Source organism: Nocardia concava NBRC 100430 (genome assembly GCF_000308815.1).
In the GTDB taxonomy this organism is placed as follows: Bacteria; Actinomycetota; Actinomycetes; order Mycobacteriales; family Mycobacteriaceae; genus Nocardia; species Nocardia concava.
The window spans coordinates 47,383-59,909 of record NZ_BAFX01000066.1; the positions used below are offsets into that span (position 1 = coordinate 47,383).

Sequence of the window (12,527 nt, forward strand, 5' to 3'; positions counted from 1 at the left end):
CTTCCCCCATTGTGTTTCGGGCTACATATTCCCCACGGAATGGAGTATTAAAGAGCACACGCTCAAAATATGCTTTCGGGAATCGGAATTAGTACCGTTGAAGGCATGCAGCTCTCCCGGTTCACCGATCTCGGCCTGCGGTCGCTCATGCGCCTGACGGTCAGCAGTGGCGCCGAGGAACGAGTCACCGTCAAACTTATTGCGCGACAGGTAAACGCTTCCGAGAACTACGTTGCCAAGGCCGTCTCCCGGCTCGCCGAGCTCGGCTATGTCGAGTCCCAGCGCGGCCGCACCGGTGGTGTCTTCCTGACCGAACTCGGCCGGACCACCACCGTCGGCACCATTGTCCGCCAGCTCGAATGCGATCACGAAGTCATCGACTGCGTCGGTGACAATCCGTGCCCGCTGGCGAATGCCTGCCGTTTGCGGGGCGTGCTCGCCACCGCGCAGAAAGCCTTCTACGCCGAACTCGATCGGTACGTCCTCTCCGATCTGGTGGATCAGCGCACCGTGGATCTGCTGCATATGCCGGTCTTCCCGGCAGCCGCACTCATCGACATCTAGGAGACCTCATGAGGCTCGCGCCGGATTCCACGCTCAACCGCATTCCCGAGCTGGAGCCCGAGCACGCCGAGGTGATTCGCGCGACCCTGCCCGTGGTGGGCGCGCACATCGATCAGATCACCCCGCTGTTCTATTCGAAGATGTTCACCGCCCATCCGGACCTGTTGCGCGACCGCTTCAATCGCGGCAATCAGCAGCAGGGCGCGCAGCAGAAGGCCCTCGCCGCCTCCATCGCCACCTTCGCCACCCATCTGGTGGATCCCGCGCTGCCGCATCCGCGAGAACTGCTGTCCCGCATCGGGCACAAGCACGTGTCGCTCGGGGTGACCGAGCCCGAATACCGCATCGTGCACGAGCACCTGTTCGCCGCAATCGTCGAGGTGCTGGGCGCGGACGTGGTCACTCCCGAGATCGCCGCCGCCTGGGATCGCGTGTACTGGCTGATGGCAACGACTCTCATCGATTTCGAGCGGGAACTCTACGATTCGGCCGGGGTCGAACCGGGCGACGTGTTCCGGGAAACCCGTGTGGTGCAGCGCATCGACGATTCCTCGGGCGTGGCGACCTTCGTGGTCGAGTCCGCCGATCCGTCGCGGCCGCTGCCCGGATTCCTTCCGGGACAGTACATCTCCGTCGGTGTGCGGCTGCCCGACGGCGCGCGTCAGCTGCGGCAGTACAGCTTGGTCAATCGCGGTGGCGACAGCCGCCTGGCCTTCACGGTGCGACGGGTGCTCGCGGAGGAGAACACTCCGGCGGGCGAGGTCTCCGGCTGGCTGCACGACCATGTCCAGCCGGGTGATGCCCTCGAAATCACGCTGCCCTTCGGCGATCTCACCATCGACACCGAGGCCACCACCCCGCTCGTGCTCATCTCGGCGGGCATCGGCGTCACCCCGATGGTCGGCATCCTGGAATACCTGGCCGCCGAAACCCCTTCGCGCCGAACGGTCATCTTGCACGCCGACCGCTCCACCACCGCGCACCCGCTGCGCGAATCCGTCACCGATCTCGCGACGCGCCTGAACGACGTCTACTACCGCGCCTGGTACCGGGCCGACGGTCACGGTCTGCTCGACGTGACCCGCACCGACCTCCCCGAGGACGCCGACTACTACCTGTGCGGTGGCACCGGCTTCCTCCAGTACGTCCGGGCCCAGCTCATGTCCGCGGGCATTCCCTCGGATCGGGTCCACTTCGAACTCTTCGCACCCAACGACTGGCTGCTGAACGCCGAGCAGGCTCCGGCCCCGGCGTAGCGCCCAGTCAGCGCCCTGATCCGCCGCGCTCGAGAATTTTTTCGGGAAGTGTCGGATCGGGCCGTTCGCCGTTCGTCTCGGAATTGAAGCGCGGGCAAATCGCCCGACGCGCAACCGAGAAGGGAACGTCATGGAACTGGTGCTGAATACGATCGACATCGTGGTGGCTGATCTGGAGGCCTCGATGGCCTTCTACCGGCGGCTCGGAGTCGAATTCAAGGTTGATTCGGCCTTCCCGGGCCATGCCGGGGCGGACCTGCCGGGCGGGCTGCATCTGATGCTCGATACGCAGCCGTTCCGGGCCTCCATCACGCCCGGTTGGACCGCGCCGACCGGCGGAGCCCGCAACTTCCTGGCCTTCGAGGCGCCGAGCCCCGATGCCGTCGACGCGCTTTACGCGGAGCTGGCCGAGGCCGGATACACCGGGGTGAAGGAGCCCTTCGACGCGCCCTGGGCAATGCGCTACGCGACGGTGCTGGACCCGGACGGGAACGGCATCGACCTCTACTGCCCGCTGCCCGCCCACTGATCCGGCCGTACGACACCGAGGAGGCACCCATGAAATACGTCCTGATGTTCATCGAGACCGAGGAGTTCATCCAGGAGCTCGCGGCGAAGAACGACGACGATCGGCAGGCCGCCTACGCCGCGGTCTACGAATGGTTCGCCCGGAACGCGGCGCAGGTCACCCACCATCAGAAGCTGGCCGACCCGAGCACCGCGACCACCATGCGGCTGTCCGGCGGCGACGCGGTTGTCACCGATGGACCGTTCATCGAGGGCAAGGAGGTCGTGTCCGGATACGCCGAGGTCGACGTCGCCGATCTCGACGAGGCCATGGCACTGGCCCGCTCGTGGCCGGGCTGCCCGCTGGTCGAGATCCGGCCGATCATGTGATGGACGTTCACGCCGAGCTGGCCCGCACCGTCCGCGATCACGCGGGCCGGCTCACCGCGTGCCTGATCCGCGTCCTCGGCGACTTCGCCGCCGCCGAGGATGTCATGCAGGACGCGATCGAGACCGCGCTGCAGCGCTGGCCGGTCGAGGGAATTCCGGAGCATCCCGACGCCTGGCTGCTCACGGTCGCGCGCCGGCGCGGGCTGGATGTGCTGCGCCGTCAGAATGTGTACCGGGACAAGCTCTCTCAGCTCGATTGGCCGGTTCGGCCGGAACCGGATGATCGCCTGCGGCTCATCTTCACATGCTGTCACCCCGCGCTGCCCAGGCAGGCTCAGGTCGCCTTGACGCTGCGCACGGTCTGCGGTCTCACCACCGCCCAGATCGCGGCCGCCTTCCTCGTGCCTGAAGCGACGATCGGCCAGCGGGTCACCCGCGCCAAACGCAAGATCACCCAGGCTGGGATTCCGTATCGCGTTCCGTCGGACCAGGAATTGCCCGAGCGTCTCGCTCAGGTGCTGGCCGTCATCTACCTGCTGTTCAACGAGGGCTACCTCACCAGCGGCGGCGATCGGCCGCAGGCGCGGGACCTGGCCGACGACGCCGAATATCTCGCCGAGACGCTGGCCTGGCTGATGCCGAAGGAGCCGGAGGTGCTCGGGCTGCTCGCATTGATCCGGCTGCACCAGGCCCGTGCCGCAGCACGTTTCAGCCCGGACGGCGGAATCATTCTGCTGCAACACCAAGACCGTTCCCGGTGGGACCACGACGCCATCGCGGAGGCCGACCGGCTGCTGGAACGCGCTGCCGCACACCACCGTCCGGGTCCGTACCAACTACAGGCCGCCCTGGTCGCCTGCCACGCCGCCGCTCCGACCTGGGAAGACACCGACTGGACACAGATCCTCGTCCTCTACGACATGCTCCTGCACATCGCGCCGAGCCCGGTGGTGCGGCTGCATCGCGCGACGGCCGTGCGCTATGTGCTGGGCCCGGAGGCGGCCCTGCGCGAGCTCGAGACGCTGTCTCCGGAACTCGACGGGCACCACCTGTTCCACGCCACCCGCGCGGAACTCCTTCGCGCCCTGGGCCGTAACCTCGAGGCGCATACGGCGGATCGCCGGGCGCTCGCTCTCACCGCCAACCCCGCGCAACAGGACCTGCTCACCGAACGCCTGGAATGGTCCGAGCCGACCTGACACCGGAGCCGACCTGACACCCGCGCGCCGGTCCGGCGGCGGGCGTTGAGGCGGGGAGCTGAGCGCCTAGTCGAAAGCTCTCCTCGTCATTCCGGCGTGCTTTTGGCCGGAATCCACCTAGTGCAGCGAGATCCCGGCCAAAAGCACGCCGGGATGACGGGTTGGACTTCCGACGCCGGGTTGGACTTCCGTTTGGACTTCCGTGGAACCGCTCAGTGCTCAGACCCGGCGTCCCGGACGGCCGCCAAAACTCCTGCGAGCCACGGGGTGTAGCGGGCGGGATCGGCCGCCACCTCGGTGGCGAGGGTGTCCGGATCAACCCAGGCGATATCGTCCACCTCGGCCGGATTCGGTTGCGGCGCTGCGTCTTCCAGGCGGCCGATGAGGACGTGGTCGAATTCGAATTCGACGCGGCCGGTGTTCGGGTCGGTGGCCTGGTAGGTGAAGGTGCCGACCTCGGTGAGATCGGCGGTGAGCCCGAGCTCCTCGTGCAGCCGTTTGGTGGCCGCCTCGATCACGGTCTGGCCCGGTGCCGGATGGCCGCAGCAGGTGTTGGTCCACAGCAGCGGAAAACGGGTCTTCACCCCTGCGCGCTGCTGCAGCAGCACCTGCCCGTCAGCGTCGAACAGCAGCACCGAGAACGCCCGATGCAGCCGTCCGGGCGCGGTGTGCGCCGCCGCTACCGACAGCGATCCCTGCGCCCGGCCCTGCTCGTCTACGAGCTCGACGAGCAGGGTCTCACGGTCGACGTCGGAGTTATCGAGGGTGCCGGTCACCTACCCACCTTATCGGCGGTGATCATCAGGTACTGGAAGCTGCCCTCCTTGTAGGAGGTCAGGAACGGTTTCTCGACACCGGTCGCGAGCTCGGAGTGGGTGCGCAGCTCCCAGTACGGGATGGTCGCCGGGGTGAGGTCGGTGACCGCGATGGGGACCAGGTTGTTGGCGGCCAGCGCCTTGAAGTACTCGCTGCGCGGGTGGATGTTGCAGCCGTAGTGGGCGTCGATCCAGCTCACCGATGCCGACCGCGCGCCGAACACGTCATTGGAGCAGCCGGTGATGCAGACGTAGCGCCCGCCGGGCTCGAGCAGCCGGGAGAATTCGGCGAACAGCTCGAAAAGGTCGACGTACATGGTGGTCTCATTGGTCCAGATGCCGCGCTTGGAGCCGGACTCGAAACCGGTGTCGAGCATGTTCTTGAAGTGGAAGCGCACCTTGTCCGAGACGCCGCGCTCGCGGGCCTGCTCATTGGCGAAGCCCACCTGGTACTCCGAGATGGTGACGCCGTCCATCTGGCAGCCGAAGCGCTGATTGGCCATGAAACTGGTGCCGCCGCGGCCGGATCCGCCGTCCATCAGGTGATCGCCGGGGCGGACGTCGCCGAGCTGATCGAGCAGCAGGTCGGCCTGGGCGGTCTCGAGGCGGTGCAGTTCCCGGACAATCCGCTCCTGCCGGGTCTCCTCGGGTCCCTCCAGCACCGACAGGTCGGGCTCGCCGATGCCGTAGTGGTGGTGGTAGAGGCCGTCGACCTCACCGAGCTTGGTGTTGACGCGGTCGTCATTGGGGTTGTTGTTCCAATACGACGCGACCGATTTCTGATACTCGGTCTTCAGCACGGCGTCGGGTTGCGGGTGGAGCGCGGTCATGACAGGTCATCCTCTCGAATGGGTGATATGACGCTGGAAGCACTGCGCACGAAAAATGTTGTGGCTCAGGGGTTGTCTTTGTATCGGCGGCTGTCGGCATGCCAGGCGCGGTTGCCGCCCATCCAGGACCAGAGCCCGGTCAGGAAGCGCACCAGTTCCGGGGTGCCGGTGGCGGCCAGGATGCCCGCCTCGGCCTCGAAGCGGTGCACCAGTTCGTCGTGGACCTCGGCGGTGCGCTGCACGGCCTCGCGTCGCGAGCAGTTCTCCTCGGCGGCCAGCACGGTCGGGAGGTTGAATTCCCTTCCGCCGGAAAGATCTTCGCGTGCCATGGAGTAGAGGTCGTTGACCATCTGGGCGGCCAGCGCGGCGGTGGTGACCACCCGCCGCACCCGCGGATCGGCGTACTCGGCGGCGGGGAGCTCGTAGCCGCCGATCGCGTCGATCGGTGCCATACAGGGCAGGAAGCTGTGCGGCTGCCGGTTGAGCAGGTACTCCCACACCGGCGGCATGCGGCCCGCCAACCGCCAGCCGGCCTCCGCGCCCAGCGCGATGAACCAGCCCGCGATCTCGGTCCGCAGCCGCGCCATCTGGGCGGGGGTGGCGTACCGGGACAGGTGCTCGAAGGAGGTCCGGAAGGCGCGCAGGATGGGATCGTTCTCCATGGCCTTCTCCACCTCCACCTGATACTGCAGTGGCAGGTGCACCGGATCCATTGCGGCGGCAGCCAATTCGAGCCTGGGGCCCAGCTCGGCCTCCGCGCTGGAGTGGCTACCGTCCGGCGCGATATCGCTGGCGTCCTCCTCGCAGTAGTAGTCGTCCACCGACCACTCCGACACCGCGCACTTGGCGGCCGCCAGCAGCCGATCCGCGTCATCGCAGTCCGGATGTGCCAGCATGATCAACCGCCCGAAGTCGGCCTTGCGCAGCTCGTCGAGCCGCCCCTCGTACAGCCCGATCTCCTCGGCCCAGGCCAGAATCCCGACGTTCACCGCCTCCGCCAGCGCGGGATCGTCCCGCACCGGCGGCGGACAGTAGAGCGCCGGAATCGCGGAGCCTCGACTGCGCTGACTCCGCTGCTCCGAGGAGGTTCCGATGCCGCTCGGGCCGTGCGAAACACTCGGGGCCGCAGCCGAACCCGCGACGTCGGGAGCCGGAATCACGACCGTGGGAGTGTCGGCCGCAGGACCGGACAGGGCTGAAGCACCGGGTACCCCGGCCCGGCGGTATGCGGAGACGGTCCCGATCCCGGTGGGACCGCTCGCGATTCGCAGGGCGGGGCTGTTGCTCGGCGGTGCGGTCTTGGCCTCCGCAGCCGGGGTTTCCGCGGGCGCGGCCGGAACTCGACCCGAGCCCAGAGACCGCGGGATGGGTCGGAGCGGCTGTCCGACAGGGGATGTCGGGAGCGGTGGTGTCGGCACCGCGCCGCCGGCAGGCGACGGCGGACGCGATGCCTGTCCCGCGAGCTCCGTGATCACCTTGGGGGTGGGTAGGTTCACACGGAGACTCGGGGCCCCGAGGCCGGAGGGGCCGAGCAGCCTGCGGGGGGAGTGTGCCTCGGCGGCGTCGGAGGGGCCGAGGCGGGGGTCGTCAGCAAGCAGCCGGGAATCGGTCAGGGCGGCAACGGCTTCGGCCGCCGCCGACACGGCCGAAGGGTCCGCCAGCAGATCCGCGGGGGCGGTGGTGTCGAGATTGGTCAGCAGGGCGGCGACGGCCGCCGCCACCTCGGAGGTGGCAGGCGGGGCCGCGGCGCGGGAGAGCACCGACATGACTGGCCACCCCGCTCAGTCGGACTGACGGGCGACCAGCACATTGTCGAGAATGCCGAGCGCGTCGGGGACCAGGACGGCGGCGGAGTAGTAGCAGCTCACCAGGTAGGAGATGATCGACTGGTCGTCGATTCCCTTGAACCGCACGTTCAGGCTGGGCTCGTATTCGTCGGGAATCCCGGTCTGGTGCAGGCCGATCACGCCCTGATCCTTCTCGCCGGTGCGCATGGCCAGGATCGAGGTGGTCTGGTTCTCGCTGACCGGGATCTTGCCGCACGGGAAGATCGGCACCCCGCGCCAGGCGGGCACGCGGTGGCCGTCCACCTCCACCGGGTCGGGATACAGTCCGCGCTTGGAGCATTCGCGGCCGAAGGCGGCAATCGCCTTGGGGTGGGCCAGGAACAGTTTGGTGCTGCGGCGCATGGACAGCAGATCGTCCATATCGTCGGGTGTGGGTGCGCCGGCCTCACTGTATATGCGCTGCTTGAGATCACAGTTGTGGAGCAGGCCGAAGTCGGGGTTGTTGACCAGGTCGTATTCGCGGCGCTCGTAGAGGGCCTCGATGGTCAGGCGCAGCTGCTGCTCGATCTGATCCATCGGATCGTTGAACAGGTCGGCGACACGGGTGTGCACCCGGAGCACGCTCTGGGCCAGGCTGAGCTCGTATTCGCGCGGCTGGGAGTCGTAGTCGACGAAGGTGCCGTCGAGGACGGGCTCACCGGAATGGCCGGAGGAGATGACGATCTCGGCCTCGCCGTACTTGTTCTGCGGCAGGGCGGGCGCCTGCGCGACCGCGGCCAGATGTTCCTGCAGCGCCGGAATCTGTTCCTCGAGCTGCAGCAGGCTGGAACGGCTGAGCACCAGCATGGTGGTGGGCGTGACCGTCTTGATGGTGACCGGCCAGATGGCGTCGGGATCGGTCAGCGTCTCGTCGCCGAAGAAATCGCCGCCGCCGAGCATGCCGAGCTTGGTGGTCTCGCCGAACTCGCCGGTGCCGATCTTGGACAGCTTGCCGTGCACGATGAGCAGCACCTGGTCCATGGGGTTGCCGAATTCGGCGACCACGGTGCCGGGCGGCAGATCCCGCTGCTCGAAGCGGCCGGCCACGGTGGCCAGGATCTCCTCGTCGTCGAAGCCGCGCAGCTGCGGCAGCTCCTGCAGTTCGAGCGGGATGACCCGGGCGCTGGGGCCGTTGATGATGTACTCCACCTCGCCGTTGCCGACGGTGTGGGTGAGGCGCCGGTTGACGCGGTAGACACCGCCCTTCACCTGGCTCCACGGCAGCGAACGGGTCAGCCAGCGGGAGCTGATGCCCTGCATCTGCGGTTCGGATTTGGTGGTGTGCGCCAGTTGGTGGGCGGCGGCGGTACTGAGGGACTTGCGCTGGCCGTTCTCGGTTTGAAGTGGCATTTCAATGGTCATGCTGCGGTCCTCACCTCGAAGGGACACCGCGGATACAAATGGGGGAGTCCACGGCGAAATGGCAGACCCGAAGGTCTGCGGTAATAGTCAAGTGAGTGAATTGACAAGCGCGACAGTGCGATCCAGCGCCTACCGATGGTAGGCCCATTGCTCTTGCGGTGTAGCGAAAAGCCAAAACATGATGCCTGGAATGTTGCTGTAACCCGTAAACCCCGAACGGCCGGTTTGCTTTGCGTCCGGGTGGCCCGCGCGGTCGTGTCCGATGCCCCGCATGGCTCTGGTCACAGCGCCAGCGCAGTAGGGTGGTGCTATGGCAAGCTCATCGGGACGCGTCGGGGCGGGTGACGCTGGTCAAGGCCAGGAAAAGTCTGGGAGTGAAGCCGTGAAATTCAATACGAGGTCCGTTGTCGGTCCGATCGAGCGACTTGTCGCGACCGCGCAGAACGGGCTCGAGGTGATCCGGTTCGGGGGCCTGGTTCACGAGATCGAATCGTCGCCGTACGAGGTGGTGGAGCGGAAGCGGATGTACCGCCTGCGGCACTACTTCCCCGACGATGCGGTCGCCGACCGTCCGGTCGTGGTGCTGGTGCCGCCCATCATGGTGACCGCCGAGATCTGGGACGTGAATGCCGCCGATGGGGCGGTCGGCATTCTGCATCAGGGCGGAATCGATTGCTGGGTGGTGGATTTCGGCTCGCCCGCGACCGAAGAGGGCGGCTGGGAACGGGATCTGGCCGATCATGTGCTGGCCGTCTCCAGTGCCATCGACACCGTCACCGAAATCACCGGTCGCGGTGTGCATCTCATGGGGTACTCCCAAGGCGGCATGTTCGCATACCAGACCGCCGCCTACCGCGCGGGCAAGGGCGTCGAGTCCATCGTGACCTTCGGTAGCCCGGTGGATGCGGTGGCGGGCATGCCCTTCGGGCTGCCGCACGGGCTGGTGTCCGATGCCGCCGACTTCCTCACCGACCATGTGCTGAACCGGCTGCCGATCACCGATTCCATGGTGCGGCTGGGCTTTCAGGCGCTGGACCCGGTCAAGACGGCGCGGGCGCGCATCGACTTCCTGCGCCAGCTGCACAACCGGGAGGCGCTGCTGCCCAAGGAACGGCAGCGCCGCTTCCTCGAGGCCGACGGCTGGCTCGGCTACCCGGGGCCCGCGCTGACCGACCTGCTGCAGCAGTTCGTCAAACACAATCGAATGATGCTGGGCGGCTTCGTGATCCGCGACCAGCTCATCTCGCTGGCCGAGATCACCTGCCCGATCCTGGCCTTCGTCGGCGAGGTCGACGATATCGGCCAGCCCGCCGCGGTCCGCGGTATCGTGCGCGCCGCGCCGAATGCCGAGGTGTACGAAGCCAGCATCGTGGCAGGGCATTTCGGGCTGGTGTCAGGCTCGACCGCGACCCGCCAGACCTGGCCTGTGGTGCGCGACTGGGTGAACTACCTGTCCGGCCGCAACGAGCTGCCCGAGCAGGTGCAGCCGATGAGCACCGAGGTGGTGCGCAATATTCCGCGCACCGGGCTGACCCGGGCCGTGCACGCGCTGGGCAGCCTCGCCGAGGCCGGGACCAGCCTGGGCAAGACCATCGAGGGCGTGGCCGGGCAGACCCTGCGCGGCACCGTCGAGCTCACCGGCGAGGCCGCCCGCGCGCTGCCGCGCCTGACCCGGCTCGGCATGATCCAGCCGCACACCCGAATCTCGCTGGGGCGCTTGCTCGCCGAGCAGGCGCGGCGCGGGCCGCAGCGGGAGCTGTTCCTGTTCGACGACCGCGTGCACACCGCGCAGGCGGTCAATCAGCGCATCGACAATGTGGTGCGCGGGCTGATCTCGGTCGGCGTGCGCCCGGCCACCCGGGTCGGCGTGGTGATGGAGACCCGGCCCAGTGCGCTGGCCGCGGTCGCTGCGCTGTCGCGACTCGGTGCGGTGGCGGTGCTGCTCGCGCCCGGCAGCGAGCTGTCGAAGGTCGCGGAGCTGACCGGGACGCGGCTGCTCATCACCGATCCGGAGAATCTGGCCAATGCCGCGGCCACCGGGCTGCGGATCCTGGTGCTCGGTGGCGGCGAATCGCGCGGGCTCGACATTCCGGCCGGTCGTGATGTCGTCGATCTGGAGAAGATCGATCCGGCGCAGGTGAGCCTGCCCGCCTGGTACCGGCCGGATCCGGGTCTGGCGCGGGAGCTGGCGTTCATCCTGGTGACCGGTACCGGCGACAAGTTCGACGTCAAGTACGTGACCAATCACCGGTGGGCGCTCTCGGCCTTCGGCACCGCGTCCGCAGCCGACCTGGGCCGCCACGACACCGTGTACTGCCTTGCGCCGCTGCACCATTCGTCCGGATTGCTGGTGAGCCTGGGCGGCGCGGTGGCCGGTGGCAGCCGGATCGCGCTGGCCCGCTCGCTGGATCCGGCGCGGTTCGCCGAGGAGGTGCACCGCTACGGCGTCACCGTGGTCACCTACACCTGGACCATGCTGCGCGACATCCTCGATGCCGACACCTTCCCGAACGGGCACCCGCATCCGATCCGGCTTTTCATCGGATCCGGTATGCCGCGCGGGCTGTGGCGGCGCACCCAGGAGCGTTTCGAGCCCGCCCGCGTGCTCGAGTTCTACGCCTCCATCGAGGGAGATGTGGTGCTGGCCAACGTGTCCGGCGTCAAGGTCGGCTCCAAGGGGCGTCCGGTTCCCGGCACCGCCAAGGTCGAGCTCATCGCCTACGACCCGCTGACCGACGAAATCCAGGTCGAGGACACGGGTTTCGCACGCCGATGCGCCGACAACGAGGTGGGGCTGCTCATCGGCACTGTCACGGACACGGTCGATCTGTCCGCGGGCGGCCTGCGCGGCGTGTTCACCCCCGGTGACGCCTGGATGCCGACGGAAAACCTCTTCCGCCGCGACTCCGACGGCGACTACTGGCTGATGGACCGCCGCGACACGGTCATCCCGACCCCGCGCGGCCCGGTCTACACCCAGCCGGTGGTTGATGCCCTGAACGACATCACCGCCGTCGACATGGAAGTGGCCTTCGCGCTCCCCGCCGGCGACCGCGTCCTCGCGGTGGCGGCCGTCAGCGTCCGCGACGGTTTCACCTTGGCCCCCAAGGACGTCACCGAAGCGGTCCGGGTCCTGCCCGCCGACCAGCGCCCCGACATCGTCTACGTCGTCGACGACATCCCCCGCAGCTCCACCTTCCGCCCCTCCACCCGCGCGGTCCAGGCGGCAGGCCGCTCCGAACCCGACGACAACACCTGGTGGTACAACCGCACCACCGAAACCTACGAAGTCCTCACCCCCGACCTCGCCGCCCGTCTCTTCGCCTGACCCGAACCCGCGGGTGCCCCGGCCATTCCGCCGGGGCACCTGTCGGTCCGGTCGACGAGACCGGCTCGGGGAGAACGAATTACCGTCAGATACCGACGTAGACCACTTCGAGTCGTCCGTCGGCGTTCTGAACGGCGGTGACCTGCTTGGCGGACCCGCCCAGCGCGGACTCCCCATTCCAGCCGCCGCCCGCCGTGACCTGCCAGTTGTGGTAGAGCACGTCATTGGTGCCGACGTAGACGACTTCGAGTCTGCCGTCGGCGTTCTGGACCGCGGTCACCTGTTTGGCGGACCCGCCCAGCGCGGTTTCCCCCGCCCAGCCGCCGCCCGCGACGGCCTGCCAGTTGTGGTACAGCGCGCTGTTGGTGCCGACATAAACGACCTCGAGCCTGCCATCACTGTTCTGCACCGCGGCAACCTGTTTGGCGTAGCCCCCGAGCGCGGATTCGC

The 12,527-nt window shown here is 67.8% G+C and carries 11 protein-coding genes; 6 read left to right on the forward strand and 5 right to left on the reverse strand.

The features are described from left to right. The first annotated feature begins 105 nt into the window (after window positions 1–105). From ON43_RS14070 to ON43_RS14090, 5 genes are all read left to right on the forward strand, one after another. Window positions 106–564, forward strand: a complete 459-nt coding sequence (locus ON43_RS14070; protein ID WP_040807654.1) for an RrF2 family transcriptional regulator — start codon at window positions 106–108, stop codon at window positions 562–564. Window positions 565–572: 8 nt separating this feature from the next. Further along, a complete protein-coding gene (locus tag ON43_RS14075) occupies window positions 573–1,820 on the forward strand; it encodes a globin domain-containing protein (protein ID WP_040807656.1) in 1,248 nt (415 codons plus the stop codon). A 130-nt stretch (window positions 1,821–1,950) separates the two neighbouring features. Continuing rightward, window positions 1,951–2,349, forward strand: a complete 399-nt coding sequence (locus ON43_RS14080; protein ID WP_040807658.1) for a VOC family protein — start codon at window positions 1,951–1,953, stop codon at window positions 2,347–2,349. A 29-nt stretch (window positions 2,350–2,378) separates the two neighbouring features. Continuing rightward, window positions 2,379–2,717 carry a YciI family protein gene (locus tag ON43_RS14085; RefSeq protein ID WP_040807659.1) on the forward strand — a complete coding sequence of 113 codons (339 nt, stop codon included), beginning with the start codon at window positions 2,379–2,381 and terminating at the stop codon, window positions 2,715–2,717. Continuing rightward, on the forward strand, window positions 2,717–3,916 hold the full coding sequence (locus ON43_RS14090; RefSeq protein ID WP_040807661.1) for an RNA polymerase sigma factor: 1,200 nt from the start codon (window positions 2,717–2,719) through the stop codon (window positions 3,914–3,916). The genes ON43_RS14085 and ON43_RS14090 overlap by 1 nt, the downstream gene beginning before the upstream one ends. A gap of 212 nt (window positions 3,917–4,128) precedes the next feature. Here ON43_RS14090 and idi read toward each other — a convergent pair whose 3' ends face one another. The 4 genes from idi to ON43_RS14110 all read right to left on the reverse strand — a co-directional run bounded on the left by idi (window position 4,129) and on the right by ON43_RS14110 (window position 8,749). After that, window positions 4,129–4,692 (reverse strand): isopentenyl-diphosphate Delta-isomerase, encoded by a 564-nt coding sequence (gene idi / locus ON43_RS14095; RefSeq protein ID WP_040807663.1) that lies wholly within the window; start codon window positions 4,690–4,692, stop codon window positions 4,129–4,131. After that, window positions 4,689–5,561: a geranyl diphosphate 2-C-methyltransferase gene (locus ON43_RS14100; protein WP_040807666.1), complete on the reverse strand. Its 873-nt coding sequence runs from the start codon at window positions 5,559–5,561 to the stop codon at window positions 4,689–4,691. The genes idi and ON43_RS14100 overlap by 4 nt, the downstream gene beginning before the upstream one ends. Before the next feature lie 65 nt (window positions 5,562–5,626). Next, window positions 5,627–7,327, reverse strand: a complete 1,701-nt coding sequence (locus ON43_RS46185) for a family 2 encapsulin nanocompartment cargo protein terpene cyclase (RefSeq protein ID WP_040807668.1) — start codon at window positions 7,325–7,327, stop codon at window positions 5,627–5,629. 15 nt (window positions 7,328–7,342) lie between these two features. After that, complete coding sequence (locus tag ON43_RS14110) at window positions 7,343–8,749, reverse strand: family 2B encapsulin nanocompartment shell protein (protein WP_040807670.1); 1,407 nt, start codon at window positions 8,747–8,749, stop codon at window positions 7,343–7,345. A 382-nt stretch (window positions 8,750–9,131) separates the two neighbouring features. Here ON43_RS14110 and ON43_RS14115 point away from each other — a divergent pair, with 382 nt between their 5' ends. Next, entirely contained in the window at window positions 9,132–12,077 is a 2,946-nt protein-coding gene (locus ON43_RS14115) for an AMP-binding protein (protein WP_040807671.1), read from the forward strand. 85 nt (window positions 12,078–12,162) lie between these two features. Here the strand turns inward: ON43_RS14115 and ON43_RS14120 are convergent. Further along, window positions 12,163–12,527: DUF8189 domain-containing protein (locus tag ON43_RS14120; RefSeq protein WP_218003261.1), on the reverse strand; the 365-nt coding region annotated here is incomplete at its 5' end.

Bases quoted from the DNA above. Each gene is read 5' to 3' on its own strand.
- ON43_RS14080 (WP_040807658.1), top strand. From the start codon at position 1,951: ATGGAACTGGTGCTGAATACGATCGACATCGTGGTGGCTGATCTGGAG.
- ON43_RS14090 (WP_040807661.1), top strand. From the start codon at position 2,717: ATGGACGTTCACGCCGAGCTGGCCCGCACCGTCCGCGATCACGCGGGC.
- ON43_RS14085 (WP_040807659.1), top strand. From the start codon at position 2,379: ATGAAATACGTCCTGATGTTCATCGAGACCGAGGAGTTCATCCAGGAG.
- ON43_RS14100 (WP_040807666.1), bottom strand. From the start codon at position 5,561: ATGACCGCGCTCCACCCGCAACCCGACGCCGTGCTGAAGACCGAGTAT.
- ON43_RS14110 (WP_040807670.1), bottom strand. From the start codon at position 8,749: ATGACCATTGAAATGCCACTTCAAACCGAGAACGGCCAGCGCAAGTCC.
- ON43_RS14075 (WP_040807656.1), top strand. From the start codon at position 573: ATGAGGCTCGCGCCGGATTCCACGCTCAACCGCATTCCCGAGCTGGAG.
- ON43_RS46185 (WP_040807668.1), bottom strand. From the start codon at position 7,327: ATGTCGGTGCTCTCCCGCGCCGCGGCCCCGCCTGCCACCTCCGAGGTG.
- ON43_RS14070 (WP_040807654.1), top strand. From the start codon at position 106: ATGCAGCTCTCCCGGTTCACCGATCTCGGCCTGCGGTCGCTCATGCGC.